This is a genomic window from Mucilaginibacter sp. NFX135 (assembly GCF_048565145.1).
Lineage (GTDB): Bacteria > Bacteroidota > Bacteroidia > Sphingobacteriales > Sphingobacteriaceae > Mucilaginibacter.
This window is the reverse complement of the sequence record NZ_CP183412.1, coordinates 3,493,808-3,515,233: the sequence shown is the minus strand read 5'-3', so window position 1 is coordinate 3,515,233 and position 21,426 is coordinate 3,493,808. Positions and strand designations below refer to the sequence as shown.

General features: G+C 40.7%; 25 protein-coding genes. 10 read left to right on the top strand and 15 right to left on the bottom strand.

The genetic code is table 11. From position 1 onward, the window contains the following. Positions 1-60 precede the first annotated feature (60 nt). A complete protein-coding gene (gene glmM / locus ACNURT_RS14780) occupies positions 61-1,443 on the bottom strand; it encodes a phosphoglucosamine mutase (RefSeq protein ID WP_419698327.1) in 1,383 nt (460 codons plus the stop codon). Positions 1,444-1,749: 306 nt separating this feature from the next. On the opposite strand from glmM, the gene ACNURT_RS14775 reads away from it, so the two are divergent. Beyond that, on the top strand, positions 1,750-2,313 hold the full coding sequence (locus ACNURT_RS14775) for a phosphatase PAP2 family protein (RefSeq protein ID WP_419698326.1): 564 nt from the start codon (positions 1,750-1,752) through the stop codon (positions 2,311-2,313). Next, entirely contained in the window at positions 2,313-3,029 is a 717-nt protein-coding gene (locus ACNURT_RS14770) for a ZIP family metal transporter (protein ID WP_419698325.1), read from the top strand. Before ACNURT_RS14775 ends, ACNURT_RS14770 begins: the two co-directional genes overlap by 1 nt. 205 nt (positions 3,030-3,234) lie before the next feature. Here the strand turns inward: ACNURT_RS14770 and ACNURT_RS14765 are convergent, their stop codons facing one another. From ACNURT_RS14765 to ACNURT_RS14755, 3 genes are all read right to left on the bottom strand, one after another. Beyond that, a complete protein-coding gene (locus ACNURT_RS14765) occupies positions 3,235-3,810 on the bottom strand; it encodes a hypothetical protein (protein WP_419698324.1) in 576 nt (191 codons plus the stop codon). 610 nt (positions 3,811-4,420) lie between these two features. Beyond that, a complete protein-coding gene (locus ACNURT_RS14760) occupies positions 4,421-5,485 on the bottom strand; it encodes a M20 family metallo-hydrolase (protein WP_419698323.1) in 1,065 nt (354 codons plus the stop codon). A gap of 148 nt (positions 5,486-5,633) precedes the next feature. Further along, the gene (locus tag ACNURT_RS14755; RefSeq protein WP_419698322.1) at positions 5,634-6,938 is read right to left on the bottom strand and encodes an MFS transporter; all 1,305 of its coding nucleotides are present in this window, start codon (positions 6,936-6,938) and stop codon (positions 5,634-5,636) included. Positions 6,939-7,056: 118 nt separating this feature from the next. Between ACNURT_RS14755 and ACNURT_RS14750 the strand changes: the two genes are divergently transcribed. Beyond that, positions 7,057-8,343, top strand: a complete 1,287-nt coding sequence (locus ACNURT_RS14750; RefSeq protein ID WP_419698321.1) for a DUF2851 family protein — start codon at positions 7,057-7,059, stop codon at positions 8,341-8,343. Between the two features lies 1 nt (position 8,344). Further along, entirely contained in the window at positions 8,345-8,566 is a 222-nt protein-coding gene (locus tag ACNURT_RS14745) for a PspC domain-containing protein (RefSeq protein ID WP_076373079.1), read from the top strand. 128 nt (positions 8,567-8,694) lie between these two features. Here the strand turns inward: ACNURT_RS14745 and ACNURT_RS14740 are convergent, their stop codons facing one another. Continuing rightward, positions 8,695-9,054 carry a DUF1493 family protein gene (locus tag ACNURT_RS14740; RefSeq protein ID WP_419698320.1) on the bottom strand — a complete coding sequence of 120 codons (360 nt, stop codon included), beginning with the start codon at positions 9,052-9,054 and terminating at the stop codon, positions 8,695-8,697. 156 nt (positions 9,055-9,210) lie between these two features. Between ACNURT_RS14740 and ACNURT_RS14735 the strand changes: the two genes are divergently transcribed. Further along, positions 9,211-9,900: an HAD family hydrolase gene (locus ACNURT_RS14735; protein WP_419698319.1), complete on the top strand. Its 690-nt coding sequence runs from the start codon at positions 9,211-9,213 to the stop codon at positions 9,898-9,900. Beyond that, complete coding sequence (locus ACNURT_RS14730; RefSeq protein WP_419698318.1) at positions 9,897-10,550, top strand: CatA-like O-acetyltransferase; 654 nt, start codon at positions 9,897-9,899, stop codon at positions 10,548-10,550. Before ACNURT_RS14735 ends, ACNURT_RS14730 begins: the two co-directional genes overlap by 4 nt. Here the strand turns inward: ACNURT_RS14730 and ACNURT_RS14725 are convergent. Beyond that, positions 10,522-11,037, bottom strand: coding sequence for a GNAT family N-acetyltransferase (locus ACNURT_RS14725; RefSeq protein WP_419698317.1), 516 nt, complete (start codon positions 11,035-11,037; stop codon positions 10,522-10,524). The two genes, ACNURT_RS14730 and ACNURT_RS14725, sit on opposite strands and share 29 nt — an antisense overlap. Before the next feature lie 19 nt (positions 11,038-11,056). Beyond that, complete coding sequence (locus tag ACNURT_RS14720) at positions 11,057-11,389, bottom strand: cupin domain-containing protein (protein WP_419698316.1); 333 nt, start codon at positions 11,387-11,389, stop codon at positions 11,057-11,059. A gap of 177 nt (positions 11,390-11,566) precedes the next feature. Here ACNURT_RS14720 and ACNURT_RS14715 point away from each other — a divergent pair, with 177 nt between their 5' ends. Together ACNURT_RS14715 and ACNURT_RS14710 are read left to right on the top strand one after the other, a co-directional pair. After that, positions 11,567-12,460, top strand: a complete 894-nt coding sequence (locus ACNURT_RS14715; RefSeq protein WP_419698315.1) for a DnaJ C-terminal domain-containing protein — start codon at positions 11,567-11,569, stop codon at positions 12,458-12,460. A 16-nt stretch (positions 12,461-12,476) separates the two neighbouring features. Beyond that, the gene (locus ACNURT_RS14710) at positions 12,477-12,770 is read left to right on the top strand and encodes a chaperone modulator CbpM (RefSeq protein WP_370996397.1); all 294 of its coding nucleotides are present in this window, start codon (positions 12,477-12,479) and stop codon (positions 12,768-12,770) included. A 14-nt stretch (positions 12,771-12,784) separates the two neighbouring features. Here the strand turns inward: ACNURT_RS14710 and ACNURT_RS14705 are convergent, their stop codons facing one another. Then, positions 12,785-13,045 carry a transposase gene (locus tag ACNURT_RS14705; RefSeq protein ID WP_419698314.1) on the bottom strand — a complete coding sequence of 87 codons (261 nt, stop codon included), beginning with the start codon at positions 13,043-13,045 and terminating at the stop codon, positions 12,785-12,787. 69 nt (positions 13,046-13,114) lie between these two features. Continuing rightward, entirely contained in the window at positions 13,115-14,797 is a 1,683-nt protein-coding gene (locus ACNURT_RS14700) for a MutS-related protein (protein WP_419698313.1), read from the bottom strand. Positions 14,798-14,889: 92 nt separating this feature from the next. Here ACNURT_RS14700 and ACNURT_RS14695 point away from each other — a divergent pair, with 92 nt between their 5' ends. After that, positions 14,890-15,165 (top strand): hypothetical protein, encoded by a 276-nt coding sequence (locus ACNURT_RS14695; RefSeq protein WP_419698312.1) that lies wholly within the window; start codon positions 14,890-14,892, stop codon positions 15,163-15,165. 48 nt (positions 15,166-15,213) lie between these two features. Here ACNURT_RS14695 and ACNURT_RS14690 read toward each other — a convergent pair whose 3' ends face one another. The 5 genes from ACNURT_RS14690 to kaiC all read right to left on the bottom strand — a co-directional run bounded on the left by ACNURT_RS14690 (position 15,214) and on the right by kaiC (position 20,131). Next, positions 15,214-15,990, bottom strand: a complete 777-nt coding sequence (locus tag ACNURT_RS14690) for an enoyl-CoA hydratase/isomerase family protein (protein WP_419698311.1) — start codon at positions 15,988-15,990, stop codon at positions 15,214-15,216. A 104-nt stretch (positions 15,991-16,094) separates the two neighbouring features. Continuing rightward, positions 16,095-17,759: a PAS domain-containing sensor histidine kinase gene (locus ACNURT_RS14685; RefSeq protein WP_419698310.1), complete on the bottom strand. Its 1,665-nt coding sequence runs from the start codon at positions 17,757-17,759 to the stop codon at positions 16,095-16,097. After that, complete coding sequence (locus tag ACNURT_RS14680) at positions 17,759-18,094, bottom strand: circadian clock KaiB family protein (RefSeq protein WP_370996391.1); 336 nt, start codon at positions 18,092-18,094, stop codon at positions 17,759-17,761. Before ACNURT_RS14680 ends, ACNURT_RS14685 begins: the two co-directional genes overlap by 1 nt. Before the next feature lie 10 nt (positions 18,095-18,104). Further along, entirely contained in the window at positions 18,105-18,392 is a 288-nt protein-coding gene (locus ACNURT_RS14675; RefSeq protein WP_370996390.1) for a circadian clock KaiB family protein, read from the bottom strand. Next, entirely contained in the window at positions 18,392-20,131 is a 1,740-nt protein-coding gene (gene kaiC / locus ACNURT_RS14670; protein WP_419698309.1) for a circadian clock protein KaiC, read from the bottom strand. Before kaiC ends, ACNURT_RS14675 begins: the two co-directional genes overlap by 1 nt. 291 nt (positions 20,132-20,422) lie before the next feature. Here kaiC and ACNURT_RS14665 point away from each other — a divergent pair, with 291 nt between their 5' ends. Then, positions 20,423-20,896 (top strand): ferritin-like domain-containing protein, encoded by a 474-nt coding sequence (locus ACNURT_RS14665; RefSeq protein ID WP_419698308.1) that lies wholly within the window; start codon positions 20,423-20,425, stop codon positions 20,894-20,896. Between the two features lie 40 nt (positions 20,897-20,936). On the opposite strand, the gene ACNURT_RS14660 is transcribed toward ACNURT_RS14665, so the two are convergent. After that, positions 20,937-21,323, bottom strand: a complete 387-nt coding sequence (locus ACNURT_RS14660) for a hypothetical protein (RefSeq protein ID WP_419698307.1) — start codon at positions 21,321-21,323, stop codon at positions 20,937-20,939. Between the last annotated feature and the right edge of the window lie 103 nt (positions 21,324-21,426).

Below are 21,426 nucleotides of genomic sequence, written 5' to 3'. Positions count from 1 at the left end.
TTGAAAAAGTAGAGGATTCTTCCAAAAACTACTCACCGCTCCCAACTCACCACTCACTACTTAATTTAATATTTCTTTTATATCGGCAATTATTTTGTTTGCCAGGCCGTTTGCTACCGTTTCCGAATTACCTTCAGAGTATATCCTGATGATGGGTTCGGTATTTGACCGGCGCAAATGTACCCATTCTTTGTCAAATTCTATCTTCAGGCCATCAATGGTGCTGTGCGGCTGTTTGCTATATTTCTGCTCTACCTTAGTTAAAAGGGCATCTATATCCATTTCAGGTGTCAGGGTTATTTTGTTTTTGGAAATAAAATAACCGGGATATGACATACGAAGCTGAGAAATAGATTTACCATACTTAGCCAAATGGGTTAAAAACAAAGCGATACCTACTAAAGCGTCGCGACCGTAATGCAGTTCGGGATAAATTACCCCGCCATTACCTTCGCCGCCTATAACAGCATTTACTTCTTTCATTTTGTTAACCACATTCACCTCACCTACCGCGGCAGCATGGTATTCTCCGCCTTCTTTTTCGGTCACATCGCGCAGGGCACGTGTTGATGACAGGTTGGATACGGTATTACCTTTATTGTTTTGCAATATATAATCGGCTACGGATACCAGGGTATATTCTTCGCCAAACATATTGCCATCTTCGCAAACAAAACAAAGACGATCAACATCCGGATCAACAGCTATGCCTAAATGCGCTCTTTTAGCGGTTACTTCCTTGGATAATGCTATCAGGTTTTCGGGCAATGGCTCAGGGTTATGCGGAAAATTACCATCAGGTTCGCAATATAATTCGTGAACGGTGTCTACACCCAGAGCTTTAAGCAGCGCCGGTACATAGATGCCACCAGTAGAGTTTACACAGTCGATCACTACATTAAACTGTGCTTTTTTAATAGCCGCCACATCAACCAGTGGTAATGCCAGTATCAGGTCGATATGTTTTTGCATCCAGCTGTCGTCCTGGGTAACTTTACCCAAATCGTTCACATCGGCATAATTAAAATCGCTGTTCTCGGCTATTTCCAGTACCTCTTTACCATCGGCATCACTTATAAACTCGCCTTTGGCATTTAATAGTTTAAGGGCGTTCCATTGTTTAGGGTTATGGCTTGCAGTAAGAATAATGCCTCCCGCTGCCTGCTCGCCGGTAACGGCAACTTCTACAGTAGGTGTTGTGGACAAGCCCAGATCGATCACATCGATACCCAAACCTTGCAGCGTACCGATAACCAGGTTATTGACCATAGTGCCCGACAGGCGCGCATCGCGACCGACAACAATTTTTTTGATGCCCGATTTTTTTACGGCCCATGCACCATAAGCCGATGTGAATTTAACAATATCCAATGGTGTTAAACCGTCGCCAACAGCACCGCCTATGGTGCCGCGGATCCCTGAAATAGATTTTATGAGTGTCAAAATTATTTGGTTTTGAGAGGCAAAAGTATAAATATTTAACTGATAAGCGGTGTATAAACAGGTACAATTTACAGGCTGAACTTGATTTATAAGCCACTTTTTTCACGCAAACGTTTGTGATAAACGGCTTTTTAATTGTTGTTGTAAATGCAACAAAGCTACATTATGTACTTTGATTGTAAATTATCCATTTATTTACCAGCATTAACCGTACCGCATCAATGTTGTTTTAAAGTAATTGATAACTTTGCCAACTAATCGCGGCTTCATATCAGCGCGGCTTTTATCCATTACATACAAACGGCAATGCCTGAACATCTATTACAACTCGACCGGCATTTATTCTATTTTATAAATCACGATCTGTCGAATCCGTTTTTTGACTGGATCATGCCTTTGCTGCGCAATCCTAAATTCTGGATCCCGCTTTACCTGTTTATTATTGGCTTTTGTATTTATCGTTATAAAAAAACGGGCGCTATCATCATCGTATTGCTGGCTATCACAGCCGGCTTTGCCGATTTTACCAGCGCCAGTATCATCAAGTATAATGTAAAACGCCTGCGCCCCTGCCGCGATCCTATAGTTTCGCAAACCGACATCAGTCGGGTACCCTGCGGAACGGGTTACAGCTTCCCTTCTACCCATGCTACCGATCATTTTGCAATGGCTATTTTTCTGAGCCTGGTATTTTTCAGAAAATGGCGCTGGATCTGGCTTTGGGCTATACTATGGGCTGGTATTATCAGTTTTGCCCAGGTGTATGTGGGCGTACACTTTCCGGTTGATGTTGCTTGCGGCGCCATTTATGGTGCATTGGTGGGTGGCTTATTCGCTTTACTGTTTAAAAAATTACAACCTGCTTTTTAATGGCTGTCTGGAAAATTTGTTTACTATTCTTTTGTGCCTTCTTTGGCGGCACCTCTGTATTTTTCTTTAAGGGCGATAACCATAAAACCCTTAAACTGGTGTTATCTTTCAGCGGGGCTTACCTGTTTGGTATTACGGTACTGCATTTAATACCCGATGCTTACCATGGTAATGATAATTGGGTGGGTGTTTTTATACTCGCCGGTTTCCTGTTTCAAATCATACTGGAGCAATTCTCCGATGGCATTGAGCATGGTCATATGCATAAACCTAAACATGACCTGGCTATTTTTCCGGTAGGGATCATGATCAGTCTTTGCTTGCATGCTTTTCTGGAAGGAATGCCGCTGGCTCAGGGCAACCAGGATCAGTTGGTTTATGGTATCGCGCTGCATCATATACCAGCCGCCTTTGCGCTGGCTACGGTTTTGTTAACCAATAAACAGAGCAAACAGAATACGATACTTTTTGTGGCCTTGTTTGCAGTGATGGCGCCTGCGGGTTATTTTTTCAGTACCGCCCTTAGCAATGGGGATATTGGCAATTTACAGCACTATTTTAATCGCATTATGGGTGTGGTTATCGGTATATTTTTGCATATCTCTACGACCATCTTGTTTGAATCAAGCACCGACCATCGCTTTAACCTGCGCAAAATGATCGCGGTGTTGCTGGGTGTTGCTATAGCATTGGCGGGATTTGTGGGTGAGCTTTAGGATTTATTTGCCTCTAAAATCGTCTTGATATTCAATATTAGGTGGGTTTTATTTCTTACTCACCAAAATACTCACCACTTTTTTTATACAGATTAATTGTAAATCTTATAGTACAAATGTAGCAATTATAGATTTATTTGAGACTTTAATTAATCCCGGTTTGTAGCGGATTTCAAAATGAAAATTTAAAATATAGTGAAAACTCTTAATTGTTTAATTTCAAATATTTTGATACAACATTTTCTATTTTACTGATTGCCGCATCTAAATCTGTTTTTAATTTATCATCATTGGGATCAGAAAAGATATTTTTCCTAACTGTTCCAAGATGTTCAAAATTATTAGTATTGTCAATTAGTTGAAGATATTCATTTACATACCTTTTATATTGAAATACTACAAAGTTAATTTCATCGCATATTTTTCTTGTTTCTTTTGTAAATAATGTTTCTACTTCTGGCATTATGCTATAAAAATTGTTTAGCGCTTCTTTAAAAGGAATTGATCGGTTTTCTAAAATAAAGCATTCATTTTCTTTATTATAATTTTTAGAATCAGTTTTCGGTAGAAGTTCACTCGGCACAATAAAATTTGCCCGCATAGCTGAAAAAGTATCACGAAGGCTATAAACTGTTTTTAAAAATCTATAGGAACAATCAAAATACGCTTTTGCTTGAAATTCCGTTTTCCACTTATTAATAGTGCGAATAGTAATAAATAAGGTTGCTATTGGAGTAATACTCAGAACAACGTCTTTAATATCCTCAAGGTAATTACCCATGTAATTTTTTTAGGGAATTTACAAAATGAAATGGGATATTTTCAAATAATAAATGGAGACATTCAGCCTGTGGTCGGTGTTATCACCATACCACTATTACTTATGCTTTATATTATATGCTATCAAGTTCATCTGTGAGTGGTGCGGTGATAACACCGACCACAGGCTTAATGATATTAGAAAAAATATCGAGAAAAGGATTCAAGAGGAAGACGAAATTAAGAACATACAATCGGTTGATTTAAATGAAAATCATTTCAACGAAACTCAACAGAAAGTTAATAGTAAAATATTCGCTTTTTGGGAAAGTTTAAAGAAGATTTGGGAATAAGTCTTTTTGTTTTTCAACCTGTGGCCGGTGTTATCACCGTACCTCTATTGGGTATACTTTATATAATATGCCATCAAGTTCATCTGTGAGTGGTGCGGTGATAACCGCATAAGTGTTCGGAAGATAAAAATTAATCAAATAAGGTTGTCATTCTGAGCGATAGCGAAGGATCTTCTGCTTCAGAAAAGCACTTGGTTATCGCATCTTGAAGAAGATTCTTCGCTATCGCTCAGAATGACAAAATTCATTTTGCCACAGGATAAATCATCCGCACATCAATTAATTAATACTTTCCAGCATTTTAATATACAGATCGATACCTTCCCTGATCTCGTCAACATAAACAAATTCGTCTGCAGTATGTGAACGTGCCGAATCGCCGGGACCTACTTTGATGGATGGGATATCCAGGAGCGACTGATCTGACGTGGTTGGTGAACCATAAGTGGTACGACCTAAAGCGATACCAGCCTGCACAATCGCGTGTTCTTTTGGTATAGACGATGGTTTTAAACGAATAGAACGCGGGTTAACATCGCAGCTAACGTGCTGACGGATGATTTCCAATACTTCCTCATTGCGATATGCATCAGTCACCCTTACATCAACCGTAAAGGTACAGCTGGCAGGTACTACATTATGCTGCGAACCAGCGTTGATGATAGTAACCGACATTTTTATCGGCCCAAATACTTCAGACTCTTTTGGGAAAGTAAAACTGCGGAACCACTCAATATCCGTTAAAGCTTTATAAATGGCATTATCACCCTCTTCTCGGGCGGCATGACCTGCGCGACCGTGGGCTACGCAATCCAGCACCATTAAACCGCGTTCGGCAATGGCCAGCTGCATCAAAGTGGGCTCGCCTACTATGCCGAAATCCAGTTTGCCTAATTCGGGAATAATGAGTTCCAAACCGTTTACACCCGAAATTTCTTCTTCGGCCGTGGTGGCCAGGCAAAAGTTGTACTTTAAATTTTCCTGATCATGAAAATAAAGAAACACGGCTATCAGCGATACCAGGCAACCACCGGCATCATTACTGCCCAGGCCGTAAAGCTTACCGTCTTCAATTTTAGCGTCGTATGGATCGCGGGTATAGCCAGAGTTGGGTTTTACGGTATCGTGATGTGAGTTGAGCAAAATAGTAGGCTTGCCGGCATCAAAATGCTTGTTCCAGGCCCAGATGTTATTCATTTTGCGATGCGTTTGCACACCGCGTTGCTGTAGAAACTCGTTGATCAGATCGGCAGTGCGATCCTCTTCTTTACTAAACGATTGTATGGATATCAGTTGTTGCAGTAAAGATACTGCCTGTTGAAATAGATTATTGTTATCGGCCATATATGTAGGCAATCCTATGATGGTAAGCGGGCAAAATTAATACTTTTTGGCCAGTATCAAGTAGTTAGTATCAAGTATCAAGACGCCTTTTTTTGTTAAATATGATTTTCAAAATCTTGATACTTGATACTAACTACTTGATACTAAATTATTCATCTTCCATTTTAGAGTGTTTACGCGTATCATTCATGGTGGCATATAAAATGAGCGATAGCGCGATGCATACGGTAACATACCAGTAAAACCATTGCTGGTGGTGCTCGTTTTTAAATAGCAACGCAATATACTCGGCCGAGCCGCCAAATATGGATACGGCAATGGCATAGGGAAAGCCTACTCCCAGGGCGCGTACGTTGGCCGGGAACAGCTCAGCCTTTACTACGGCATTGATGGAAGTATAACCGCTAACGATGATCAGGGCTGCTAATATTAGCGCGAAAGCCACCCAAACATCTTTGGTTTCGCTCAAAAGCGTCATGATGGGTAAGGTACAGAGCGTGCCTAATACACCAAAACCGATGAGCAAGGGCTTACGGCCGATCTTGTCAGACAGCAGGCCAAACACGGGCTGCAGTAACATAAACACGGCCAGCGTAAGGGTTGATACCATGGTAGCGCTGCTTTTGCTGAACCCCGATGTATTCACCAGGAACTTTTGCATATAGGTAGTAAACGTATAAAAAGCGAGTGTGCCCCCTGCCGTTAAACCAATTACCGTAAATACCGCTTTAGGATGTTTAGCCAAAGCTTTTAGAGTACCCTGAGCCGACTTTGACTTACTGCTTTCATTGGTAAATGAGGATGATTCCTGCAAGCTACGCCTTAGATACATGGTGATTACGGCCAGAAATGCGCCGATACCAAATGGAATGCGCCAGCCCCAGTCGTGCAGTTGTTGTTCGCTAAAAAAAACACGTTGCAGTAAAACCAACACACCTAATGCCATCAGCTGCCCCATGATCAATGTTACATATTGAAAGCTGGAATAAAATCCCCGGTGTTTTTTGCCCGCCATTTCGCTCAGGTAAGTAGCGCTGGTACCGTATTCGCCGCCCACACTTATGCCCTGTATAATGCGGGCAAGCACCAGCAACAAGGGAGCAGCTACGCCAATAGAGCGAAAACCTGGCGTTATAGTGATGATCAACGAGCCTACACTCATTAATAATACCGAAGTGGTTAGCGCTTTTTTACGGCCATACCTGTCGGCAAAAGTACCCATGAGCCAGCCGCCTATGGGCCGCATCAAAAAGCCGATGGCAAAAATGCCTGCGGTATTTAAAAGCTGTACGGTTTGATTATCAGAAGGGAAAAACGCGTCGGAAAAATATAGTGAGAAAGCGGTATACACATACCAGTCGTACCATTCTACCAGGTTACCTAATGAGCCGCCAATGATGGATTTAATGCGGCCGGTTGTGGTTTTGGGTATGGATTTGGTTAATTCAGTCATAATGCGGCATGGGTGATGTAAAGATAAATGTAAGAGATAATTTTATCCTTCCTGTCAAAAATCAGCTAAATCATACAAATCAAAATAAATCAACGGTCAAAAATTCCTACCTTGTTTGATGCTTTTTACCGAAGACTTTTTGCACTATGTATGGAAATTCAGGCTGTTTGATCGCACCGATCTGAAAACGGATGACGGCGAGGAACTGGAGATCCTTTCGGCCGGCATGGCCAATACTGATTCGGGCCCCGATTTTCATAACGCCCGTGTGCGGATAGGTGAAACGGTTTGGGCTGGAAATGTGGAGGTGCATCTTTCCTCGTCCGACTGGCAAAAGCATGGTCATACTACCGACAATGCCTATGATAACGTGATACTGCATGTAGTTTACCGCAATGATGTGCCACTTATTTTAGCCAACGGTCGTAAAGTACCCACCCTGCAACTCCAAAATCGCGTACCTGATGAATTGTACAACCGCTATCATCAAATGATCTTCGGCGAGCAACGGATCATTCCCTGCGAAAAAAGCATTGCCGGTATTGACGGGCTCATCATGAGTAACTGGCTTACCCGTGTGCTGGTAGAAAGACTGGAGAAACGATCCATAGCGGTAATGAATTCCCTGAATTTAAACCATAACGATTGGGAAGAAACTTTTTACCAGTTCCTGGCTGCCAACTTTGGTTTTAAAACCAACGCCCTGCCTTTTGAATTGCTGGCCAAATCATTACCGCAACTCACGCTGGCTAAGCATAAAAACAACCCAATGCAAATAGAGGCCCTGATATTTGGGCAGGCCGGGTTCCTGGAAGCAGAGCTTAAAGACGAGTACCCATTGAAATTAAAAAAGGAGTATGATTTTCTGCGAAAAAAGTATAATCTGCAACCTATCGAAAACCATTTATGGAAGTTCATGCGACTGCGGCCACAAAACTTTCCGACGATTAGGCTGGCACAGTTTGCGGCGCTGATCGTGCAATCGAACCACCTGTTTTCTAAGATCCTGGAGATAAAAGATATCAAAGCTTTAAGAGCTTTGTTTACCGATATTAAGGTGAATGATTACTGGGAAGATCATTATCGTTTTGACGCACAATCAAAACCGGTATCAAAAACTTTGGGTGCGGCTTCTATTGATATTTTATTGATAAACACTTTGGCTTTATTTTTGTTCAGCTACGGAAAACAGCATCAGCAGCAGTATTATATTAGCAGGAGTTTAAAGTTGTTGGAAAATTTACCGGCCGAACAAAATAATATTACCGAAGATTTTATTAACTTAGGGCTGAAAATTAACAATGCTTTTGAGTCGCAGGCGCTGCTGGAGTTAAAAAATAATTATTGTAATTATAAGAAATGCCTGCAATGTGGCGTTGGTAATAAAATATTAAAACTTGCCTGACATGATACAGAGAATCCTTACGTTTTTTGAACGATACTCCTTTGGTGTATGCACCTATCTTGGCGAAAAGTTTAACGTTTCTATCTCAAAGATCCGTTTGTTTTTTATTTACTCTTCATTCTTGGCTGTAGGTTTCCCGCTGATATTTTATTTTTTTGCCGGTATCGTACTGGATATCCGCAATTTTGTAAAGCGCCGTCATACCGGGGTTACGGATCTGTGACCGTTGATTTTTTTGATTTCGTTGATACCGCTGATTTTTTTCTGAACCCTGATCTATAGGATTAAGGGATTCTCATTATTAATGCCATGATCTTAAAATCCGAAATCGAAAATCCGAATTCCGAAATTTTACACTAGTCTTCCTGTTTTCACGGCATCCTGCAGGTTACGTACCATAAATTTAGGTTTGTAGCAGTATTGCGCCAGTTGTTTGGCCCAGGTGCTGTTATAGCCAAACATCAGCTTAATCATCCGTACCCGGGTTGAGCCTTTGGGATATCCATATTTGTACCACGTAAATTTGGATTGGTCAACCTTAAACTGATCGGCGAAATCGGCCAGGAAAAGATCTATCTCGATATCGAAAATATCCAGGTCCAGATCAATGCTGGTATCCAGGTTCAGGCTGCCCGGATCAACATGATTCAGCTTATAGCGGTTGCAATAATCAACAATAAATTCTTTTAAGGGTGGCAGTACTTCTTCCATTTTAATCGAATATAGTTTTGACAATGTGTTGTATAGGACGTCGTTTTTAAAATTAGGTTGCATCTGTGGAAACATTATTTTCAAAAAAAGGTTACCATAAATCGGCAGGAAATAAAAGCCGTATGATTATTATTGCAGTCTTGTTAATAAAAGCACATGAAACTAAAGGTTATAGCTTTTGACGCCGATGACACCCTTTGGGTAAACGAGCCCTATTTTTTAAAAACCGAGGAGAAATTTTGCAGTTTACTGGAGAACTTCTTACCCCAGCATACCATATCAAGCGAACTTTTTAAGATTGAGATAGCCAATCTGGCCTTATATGGCTATGGTATAAAGGGTTATATTCTGAGTATGATAGAGGCCGCGCTAAAAATATCCGACAAAAAGATCGGGCTTGATGCTATTGAGCTCATCATGCAGTACGGCAAGGAAATGCTTAATGAACCCATTGAACTATTGGAGGGTGTAGAAGATGTGCTGGCAACCTTAAAAAAAAATTACCGGCTCGTAGTAGCCACCAAAGGCGACCTGCTTGACCAGGAACGCAAGCTCAAAAAATCGGGATTGTCGCATTATTTTCACCATATCGAGATCATGTCTGATAAGCAGGATGATGATTATATCAAGCTCATCAAACACCTGGATATAAAGCCCGCGGAATTTATGATGGTGGGTAATTCCTTGAAATCTGATGTGATGCCGGTGCTTAATATTGGTGGTCATGCCATTCATGTACCTTTCCATACCACCTGGGCGCATGAACATGTAGAAACTAACTTAACCCACGAAAACTTTAAACAGGCTGATACACTTCGGGAAATTCTGCCGTATATATTGGCATGAAGCATAAATTAAATATTGATACCTGGGCACGCAAAGAGCATTTTAACTTTTTCAAAAACTTTGAAGAACCTTTTTATGGTGTTGTGGTCAACATCGACTGTACCCGGGCATACGCTTATGCTAAAGATAACGGCATATCATTTTTCCTGTATTATCTGCACAAATCGTTAACGGCTATTAATGAGCTGGAACCATTCAAATGCCGTATTTATGAAGATGAGGTGTATATTTATGATCGTATAAACGCCGGGCCAACTATCGGTCGTGCCAATGGTACTTTTGGTTTTGGCTACATCGATTTTCACCCTTCCCTGGATACATTTATAGCAGGCTCCAAAAAAGAGATTGAACGGGTGCAAAGTACCACTACCCTTTTCGCGCCAAAGCTCGATGATGATATTGTACATTACTCAGCCATGCCCTGGATCAATTTTACCAGCTTATCACATGCCCGCAGCTTTTCGTTTCCGGATAGCTGCCCGAAGATATCATTCGGAAAAATGACAGAAGAAAACGGCAAAAAGAGCATGCCTGTTTCTCTACACGTACATCATGCCCTGGTTGATGGCCTGCATGTGGGACAATATTATGATCTTTTCCAGGAGCTGATGAACAGCGTAACTAAACCACTGCTTTTTCCATTACAATGAGCTCTATCAACTGTTTAGGACTCCCAAAACGACCATGGTCATGAAAGGGTTGTATCTCACCTGTAAATGCATACCCCCTGCGCTCATACCAGTTAATGAGTTCTGCACGGGTGCTGATTACGGTCATGGTGATGGTGTGACAGTTAAACTGTTTGGCCAATCCCTCAGCAGCTTCCAACAGGGCCCGCCCCACTCCTTTGCCCTGTAGCACGGGTGACACGCTGAACATACCCAGGTATAGTTTTGGCCCTTTAACTTCCAGGTAAACACAGCCAGTGATCTGATCGTTATTGTCGGTATGTTTCAATATGGTGATGACCTCATTGCCGAAATATTCTTTCAGCATAGTTTCATCGATCCTAAGGCCATCTAACATATCGGCTTCCGATGTCCAGCCTTTTTTTGACTCTTCTCCGCGATAGGCGCTGTTAACTAATATGTTTAATTCCGGAACGTCGGCAAGTGTGGCTTTGGTAATAATGGGCATAAATTTAATGGGCGTGTTACTAAAATTTAAAATCTTCGCGTACGGGGTCAAATATATCAATCAGTTTACAATCGGTAATAGCCCTGCCGCCATGTATTACATTTGGAGGAATAATGGCATAGGTACCAGTATCCAGTATTTGCGATACACCATCAACTGTTAGCTCAAATTGTCCCTCGACAACAAAAGCGCATTGATGATTGATATGCTGGTGCATTGGTGATACCGCTCCGGCTTTTACCTCCAAAAAGTTGATGGTATTGCCGGGAGTATGAATGATTTTAGAGAAATAACCGGGTGTCATTTCCCTGGTCTCGATGTCTGCAAATTGGTTAAATACTTTGTTGTCCATGATAGTTAGGGCCTTTAGTAGGTCGAGAGTAAAAGTATAAAAATTACCATGAACATAGTAAGTGTGTTCGTTTTGTTTTGATCAGGTTACAGTCAGAATAGCAGGCAAAAAATGTAGCATCTAAAACTAAGCCGTATATTTAAGGGTTAATAACATATACCACATTCTACGCTTGATATGGCTTTTATTGATTACTATAAAACACTGGGTCTCACTAAAACCGCTACCGATAAGGATATTAAAAATGCCTATCGCAAGCTGGCCCGTAAATACCATCCCGATCTTAATCCGAATGACGCGGAAGCGCACAAAAAATTCCAGGAACTTAATGAGGCCAATGAAGTGCTGAGCGATCCTGAAAAACGTAAAAAATATGATAAGTATGGTGAGAACTGGCAGCATGGCGAAGCTTATGAACAACAAGCCAGGCAACAGCAAAACCGGCAAGGTGGTTATGGCGGTGGTAGTTTCGGTGGCTTTACTGATGATGAAAGCTTTGGTGGTGGCGATTTTTCTGATTTCTTTAAATCCATGTTTGGTGGTGGCGGCAGCAGGCAAACCAAATACCGCGGGAAAGATTTTAATGCGGAGTTACAATTAACGCTTCAGGATATTGCAGAAACCCATAAACGGACATTGACTGTTAATGGTAAAAACATACGTATTACCATACCTGCCGGTATCGAAAATGGGCAGACCATTAAAATAGCCGGTCATGGCGGGCCTGGTGTAAATAATGGCCCGGCCGGAGACCTTTATATCAAGTTTTTGATACTTGATGATGCCCGCTTTAAACGTGACGGACGCAATTTATACGCCACTGTAAAACTTGACCTTTACACAGCGGTACTTGGCGGCGAAATTACCGCAGAAACGTTGACTGGCAAGGTTAAAGTAAAAGTAAAGCCCGAAACTCAAAACGGTACCAAAGTAAAACTAAAAGGTAAAGGTATGCCGGTTTATAAAAAAGAAAATGAGTTTGGGGATTTGTACCTTACTTATGATATCCAGATACCGGTTAACCTTACCGAGCAGCAGAAGCAATTATTTGAAGAACTTTCAAAATCATGATATAAGTTTAAAGATAATGAAAACACGAGATTTAATATCAGTAAATGATTTTTGTTTGTATCATAACGTGGAGTACACCTTTATAGAATCGTTATATGAGGCTGATTTAGTAAAAGTTACCCTAATTAATGAAACCACTTATATACCTGGAGAAGAACTTCGGAAGCTGGAGAAACTGATCAATCTTTATCAACTGGATATTAATGTGGCGGGTATAGAAGCCATTAGTCATTTATTGCACCGTATGGAAAAAATGCAGGATGATATGCAAAGCCTGAGAAATAAATTAAGATTGTATGAGGGTGAATAAACGGAAACAAACCTCTATTGTAAAGGCGTAAAGATATATTGTTCATTATAATCTATCTCAAAGTGTTCAAGGAATAATTTGAATTCTTCCAGGAAAGATTTCTTTCGATGATGCTCTTCTTGGTTTTCTATATATTTTGCAACATCTTTTATGTGTGAGCGTGAATATGAGAAGGCGCCGTAACCTTCCTGCCATCGAAAAGTTGACGGATTAAAATTTTCTTTATTTATCCATTCGGATGAATCGCCTTGACGAAAATGCTCCGATAGGAGCAAAATGTCGGTAGAACAACGATTATTAATATGGGAATTCGTGCCGTAGGTACGAAACTAAAGTACACAAGCTTACTCCATATATTTCAGCATCATTCGTTCGCTTACGATATTTGCGTCTTCAATTACAGAATCCGGATAGCCCATGGACTCTAATATGGCAATACCATTGCGGCTTTTAAGCAGACCTTCTTTCAGCTTGTAATCAAACACCAGGACGGCTCCTGATTTGGAATCTTCAAAAGAATAGATGGCAAAATCCTCATCGAGTAATTCGGCCAATTCAAGATCGTGGGTTGATACAAAGACAAAGTTTTGGTTGGCCGTGATATAAGATAATACCGATTTTGCAGCAGCAATACGCTCGATGGTATTAGTGCCCCTGAATATTTCATCAATAATAACCAAACTTTTTACCTGTTCCACCTCGTTGCTTCGGCTCATAATAGTTAGTATGGACTGCGCCTGCGCCTGGAAATAGCTTTTTTGCTCCTCAATACTATCGCTGGTTTTAATACTGGTTTGTATCTTTAAAAAAGGTGCTTTATATTCCCTGGTGCAGCTGGTAAACAGGGTTTGAGCCAGCAGCGTGTTAACGGCGATGGCTTTAATAAAAGTTGTTTTGCCCGACATGTTTGAACCGGTTATCAAGGCACCTTTATCTGCACGGGTATATAATGAATTGGTAACGCATTTATCAATCAGTGGATGATAAAGGTCGGTAATATTCATTTGGGCGTCGGTAGCGATAAACTGGGGCTTACTATAATAAGGTAAACCCTCCCTTACTGATTGGATGGCTACCAGCATATCAATTTCAGCTATATATTGATAAACCAGTTCAATATCTTCCCTGTATTTTTCAATGTGTTTTATAGAGCTGGCATAAATTCGGGGCTCTAATAAAAATAATGTTTTAATGAGTTGAAAAACAGCATAACTCAAATCCCCAGCCCCATTGATCAGTTTACTTTCTAAATTGATGATGCTTAAGGAACGTTTTAGTCCTAACAGATTTTTTAAACTATTTTTAACGGCCTCATTATCCTCCAGGCCCGAATGTTTTACCAGCCATACCGCTACGTTGTGCATAATAAGCAATTGGGGTAGCGAGTTGGTATAGGCGCTTATTTTTTTCTTGTTAGCGTAATGTAAAACCACATTATAACCTACAAAAAACAATAACAATAAAATACTAATGGGATTTGGGTAAACAACCAGCGATACAACGAGTGCCACGATTACCAAAGGCACAAACCTGATATAAAAGTTCATGATCGGCACAAACATCGATTCATGTGTTTTTAAAAACAGATCGGCAATATAATAGGCGTAGGTATTGTTGAGTTTTGATAATTGCAGCTCAATCAATTCCCTGTTAGGCCTATCCTTGTTAATGGCTTCAACCTTAGCATCAAGCTCCAGTAGCTTTTCACGATTTGTTTCCGGAAAATGCAGCTTTTTATACAAGTATTGTTTGCCGGGTTTTGAACTCGTTCTGTCTATATAATTAAAAACACTTTTCAGATCAATGTCTTCAGCGGTAACATCTGGTAACCTGTCCCAGCCCTTATCGGCATTTAAGTAGGTTTTAATCAAATCGAAATTACGCCTGGTATTTACAGGTTTACCCCATTTGCTTTTTATTTTATCAAGCTTTTTTTCTTCGGCACGTAATTTACCATAGTAAGAGCTTATCAATGAAAACCCCAAAACAATAGCCAAAAATAGCAGCGTAAATAAAAAGTAATACATGCCTTAAAAATAAATAAAATAAAATAAACCCCAAGTGATATTTATAGTCTATAAATATAAAATAACTACAGTGTTAACTTAATTTTTGATTTATGAAAGTTATCAAATTTTCGGTCATAGTTTTTGCATTGCTATTTTCGGTTCAGCTTGTAAAAGCTCAAAGTATATCTATAGGTGCTTCATTTGGTCATTATCCACGTTCGCGAGTGGTTGTTGCCGCTAATTATCCGGCGTATGGTTATTATGACCGCCCCGTATATTACGGTTATGCACGCAGGGTTTACTATGACCGCCCATATTATTATCCGGGCCGTTACTATGCCCGCCCTGTTTATTACAGGGTGCATCGTCATTACAGGTGCTGGTAAAATACAAAGAGCCCGAATTATTAATTCGGGCTCTTTGTATTTTATATACTACCTGTTGCCGCTCAAAAAGCGTTGCAATGCTTGCTGGGTAAAGTCAGAGAGTACCAGTTGGCCACTAATGGCTGCACGCTGGGTTAATAATTCATCCCAATCATCTGTACCCTCCCATAATATCTGTTTTAGCCCAATGAGCGCGTCAGGGTGATAGGATGCTAATTTTTCGGTAAGCTCAACTATTGCAGAATCAAGCGAAGCGATATCTTCATATACTTCATTATACAGGCCATGATCCTGGGCCCATTGAGCAGTTTGAAAATCGGATGCCCGGATAGTTAACTGCGAAAAAGCGGGCAAGCCAACTTTGCGGGTCACGGCTGGCGATATAACAAAGGGCCCGATGCCAATGGCCAGTTCACTTAATTTAATAGATGCAAAGCCCGAAGCCAGGCAATAATCGGCGGCGGCAGCAAGGCCTACTCCACCTCCAACCGCTTTTCCCTGAACACGGGCAACAATTATCTTAGACGATTTACGGCAGGCATTGATAACTTTGGCAAAGCCCGAAAAGAACAAGGCTCCGGTTTCTTTATCTCTTATTTGCAGCAGCTCATCAAAACTGGCACCAGCACAAAAAGTACGGTCGCCGCCGCTTTTTAAAATGATCACCCGTACCTCCGGATCATTCCCCGCTTTTATTATATATTCGGTAAGATCATTTAAAAGACCAGTTGGCAATGAATTTTGTGCAGGATGATAAAAACTAATAGTCGCAATACCATTCGGGCTTTTTGTAAAAGACACATTCCCATTATCAGTAGTGGGCATAATTTCAAGGTTTATTTAAAGAAAATGCGATGATTAAATCATCGCCTGTCAGCCCAATATCAGAAGTATTTGGCTTACCTGCAATTTTCGTTTAAAATAGTTTGTCAAACAATCAGAGGTAGTTCAAAGTAGAAGGTGGCCCCTTTACCTAATTCACTCTCTACCCCTATTTTGCCATGGTGGTTGTTAATGATCTCGTCACTGATATAAAGTCCCATACCCAAACCACCGGTGATATGCCGTTTATCTTCAACCCTGTAAAAACGCTCAAATATACGGCCTATCTGCTCTGCTGATAAACCTATACCAAAATCGGTTACCGATACGCGTACCAAATTATCCTTAACAATGGTTTTTAGAATGATCCTCTTATCAGCCAATGAATATTTTACGGCATTATTTATGAAATTCATCAAAACCTGCTCCAATCGCTCGGCATTACCCATTACGCGGATGCCAGGCTGTAGCTGACTATCAAATTCATACAAAGGATAAATGTGTTTTGAATTCTCGGTAACCTGTACCATCAGGTCAGATAAACTGATCTTATCCAGGGCATATTCAAGTCTTCCGGCCTGTATTTTACTTACATCAAGCAGATCATTAATGAGGCGTTGCAATTTGTTAATAGCCACGCTTGCTTTTTCGATGTACTGCTTTACTACAGGCGGTATCTCTTCCCTTTTATACGAAGTAATGAGTTGCAGATAACCTTTTAAACTGGTTAGCGGCGTGCGGAGTTCATGGCTGGCAATGCCAATAAATTCGTCCTTTCTATCCATCTCTCTTTTCTGGTCTTCAATATCGGTAGCCGTACCTACCCAAAAAATGATGGCGCCCTTATCATCCCTCAAAGGAACCGCCCGGTTCAAGTGCCAGCGATAGGTATTATCCCAGCGTTTGTAACGGTTCTCCACCTCAAATATATGACCGGTTTTTAACGCTTCAATATACTTATCCAGGGTATTTGGCAGATCATCGGGGTGAACCACATGCTGCCAACCCCAGCCAACAGTTTCACCGTAACGGGTCCCGGTGTAGTTGTACCATTGCTGGTTATAAAAATCCACCTCGCCGGCAGGCAGGTTTGTCCAGGTCATTTGAGGGATATTGTTTGCCAGCAGTTTAAAATGCTCACGGCTTATCAGCAGATCATTAGTGCGCGCCTTAACGGTATCTTCCAACTCATTATTGAGTTTTTCGGCAGCATTTTGGGCCGCCAACAGCTGTTCGTTTTTTATTTTTAGTTCCCATTCCGTTTCTTTTTGACTGGTAAGATCGGTCAGGATCAAACTTAAGGCAATGCCTTCATCCAGATCAAGTGTAGTACAGGAAAGCAAACAAGGTGTTAACTTTCCTTGTTTATCGGCCAATAATATTTCACCCTTACAATCTTCCACCCAACCTTTTTGCATCAGATCGTTAAATTTTTCGACTGATATCTCCGGAATAAAAGAGGTAAAATTTAGCCCAATTACCTTTTCAAGAGGTAGGTTCATCATGGCTGCAAACCGTGAATTACTGTAAAGGATAGTGCCTTCGCGGTTGAGCGTGACCGCTCCTTCGTTCATCTTTTCAATAAAAACACGGTAAGTTTGATCGGCTGTTTTTAGAGTGTATAACTGATGCCCATCGACTCCGTTTACAATAAGCGCGTCAATCTGGCCGGTACGAATAGCGTCAATGGTATCATTAGCTTCCTCCAGCTGTATCCGAAGTTCTTCATTCTGCTGCAGTAACTCTTCATATGTATATTTAACCGGTTCCATTAATTTTCTGTTTGTAAACCAAGACCTTTTAATACTTTAACCGTGTTTGACATATCTCCAATAAGCCGCCGCTCCACACCTGGTGTTTTTTTGATGAGCATAGGTAAAGCGATGATCTGCTCCCGCTCAACAATTAATGGCTGCTGATAAACATCTATTATCTCCAGGTTATAATTACCTTTTAAATGGGTTTCGCAAATATCCTTGAGATTGGTAATAGCCCGCGATGAATTGGGCGATGCCCCTGTTATAAACAGGCGTAAATGGTACACCTGTTGTTCCTGCTCATTTAAATAATTATCTTCAGATAAAGATGACTGATCCTTTTTGGCCATTTTTTATGGTTTAACGTGGGCGTATATCTAAGCCTACCAATACTTTTTCTTCATTTGACAGATCTCCGATTATTTTACGGATAGGCTCCGGAACCTTGCGCACCAACGTAGGGATGGCAAATATCTGGTCGCCTTCGGCCAATTGTGGTTTTACTAAAAGGTCAATTACTTCAATAGTGTACTGCCCCTTTAAATGTTCTTCGCAATATTTTTTAAGATTAGATAACGCGGTGGCGGATTTTGCTGTTTTGCCAGCAACATATAATCTTAACTCATAATTTATTTCTTCTGTTTCCATTATTTCTTCTTTGTAGGACTTTCCTCTTTTATCCCCCTTCTCATTTTCGTTATCTCATCCCGGTTTTTATCTATTATTTGTTGTTTTAGCTCGTCTTCGTAATATATTCTGTTCAGTTCCTCCTCTACAGATTCAAACTCAGCCTGTAAATTGGAGATCTTAGCTTCCAGTACTTTACGTTTACGGTTAATCTCTTTGTCTTTTCGTAATACGGCAAAATCGCGTAGCGCTACTCCGGTTCTTTCTTTAAGCTGTTGCGCTTCCCGGGCCGATCCTGTTAAAACGCCTTCGGGGCCCAGATAAACATCCACTAAATCCAGCCCTTTATCGGTTATAATAAATTCACGTACCTGGTTTGAATGCTTCATCCCGCGCGATTTCATGATGTATAAACCACGGTTACGCTCGCCGTTGTGTTCAATATCGCGTACCAGCATCCAGGTATCAACCAATGATGATACGCCCTCGTCGGTTTGTTCATTTACCACGGTATTGAGCGATAATGCGGTGAACATCACCGTGATCTGCTCGTTCTGTAAAAAGTCTATCAATCGTACCAGCATCGATTTTACTTCACTTACAGAGCCTACGGTAATTAGGTTGGTTATTGGATCTAATATTACCGTAGCTGGTTTAAATTGCTTAATTAGCTTATAAATAGCTACCAGGTGCATTTCCAGCCCATACAAGGTGGGGCGCGAAGCGTGAAATCGTAATAGCCCGCTATTAACGTAAGGCTGCAGATCGATATTAATCGATTTCATGTTGCGGATGATCTGGTTAGGCGATTCTTCAAAGGCAAAATAGAGACATTTCTTTTTCTGTTTGCAAGTTTCGGCCGCAAAATAAGCCCCGATACTGGTTTTGCCGGTTCCGGCAGTTCCCGAAACTAATATACTGCTTCCATGAAAAAAACCCTGCCCGCCAAGCATATAATCCAACGCAGGGATGCCAGAGGATACTCTTTTGGAAGAAACCGCTTTTTCTAGCACTAATGAAGTTACAGGCAATACAGAAATGCCATCCTCGTCAATTAAAAACGGGTACTCGTTGGTGCCATGCTGTGAACCCCTGTATTTTACAACACGGAGGCGGCGGGTTGAGATCTGGTTGATAACCCGGTGGTCAAGCAGGATCACACAATCTGATACATACTCCTCTAATCCTTGTCGTGTTAAAGCGCCACCATCTCCTTTTTCGCCGGTTATAATGGCTGTTACGCCTTTATTTTTAAGAAATGCGAAAAGCCTGCGCAATTCTGCCCGTAAAATAGTTTGATTGCTTAAACCCGAAAACAGGTTTTCGATGGTATCGAGCACTACTCTTTTGGCTCCAATGCTATCAATGGCATGACCTAATCTGATAAACAATCCTTCCAGATCGTATTCACCGGTCTCTTCTATCTCACTCCGGTCAATGTGTACATGATCTAATTTTACTTTTTTCTTATCCTGTAATTCATAAAGATCAAAACCAAGCGAAGCTACGTTCAGCGCTAATTCGTCGGTTTTTTCTTCAAAAGCCATAAAAACACCCGGTTCATTAAACATGAGCGCCCCACGAACTATAAACTCAAGTGACATGAGGGTTTTACCGCAACCGGCTTCCCCGCAAATAAGTGTGGGCCGGCCCTGAGGTAATCCGCCACCGGTTATTTCATCAAGTCCGTTGATGCCTGTAGGTGTTTTAGGCAGCGATTTTATATCGGTTTGTTGTTGTTTTTTATGAGATTTAGTCATTGTAACAAGTGTTTTTTTCAATCCCCTGATCATGTCAATCCGGGGACTGAAGGTTATTTTCATGCTAAATGGTTAATAAATGCTTATCGGGCTTAAATTGTTTTAAACCCCGGTAATTTATAATAGCATCTTTAACAGAAATTGATAACATTGGTTTTGTGGGGTATTGGAAAAGTACATTCCAAACTTCAATAATAAATAGAATTATGCTACTAAAGGCTTAGGGTTGATTTATTTTAATTAAAAAACATTAACTCATTTGTTATGTTTATTAGTTATAAAAATATAATCATGGGAGCTTTACAACATATACAACACCAGATATCGGCACTTAACGATCTGATTAAAATAAATAACGACCGTATAGCAGGTTATACAAAAGCTAATGAAAACACCAAAGAAACGGGCTTGAATTTGCTTTTTAAGGAATATATTGATCAAAGCAAAAGCAATGTTTCGGAACTAAAAGAGTACATCCACGTGTTGGGTGGTGACCCTACCGATGGTACTACCTTGTCTGGAAAATTGAATAATACCTGGATAGATGTTAAAGCTGCTTTCGGAAGTAAAGACCGACAAAGCATTTTGGCTGATTGTGAACGCGCTGAGGATGTTGCCAAAAAAGCCTACAGGGCAGCACTGGACGATAAAGAGTTGATATGGGAAGATCAGCAGGTTGTATTTATTCTTAAAAAGCAGCTGGAAAGTTTAAGGGTTGCCCATGATACCATTAAAGCCTTACGCGATGCAGAGGTCAGTGCATAATATTTTGCACTGATACAATTAAGAGAACTAATCCGATGGATTATTGACTAATAACCGGTTTTTCCGAAATAATGCTGTCTACAACAAATACGCTTACGCCGCGCCATGGTAAGGCATGCAGATATTCTTTATAGTGTAATTCCAGATAGGAACCGGCGCTGCTGCTTAATTTTTGGGCAACTTTTTCGTCGGTAACAGAAAACATAAATTCATTTGAGGAGATATTACCGCCTCCCTGTGGTGTTTTTATACCGCTTTGTATTAGCCGGCCTTCGTAGGTTTTAAACAGGTATCCTTTTTTTACAAAGTAGTTCATGGTGCCAGCCTTTGCGCCTTCGCCAAAAACAAAGAAATAACGCTGGTAAGAAAACCCGGCGATCAATACTAATATTACGATTAAAATAATTGCTTTGGTGCGGCCTTTCATATAGATATATTTTTATCTAAACTACAAAATAAAACTAAGAGTCAGGAATCAAGAGTTAAGAATCAGGAAAAACAACATAGTAGGATAATACTATTGTTAAATA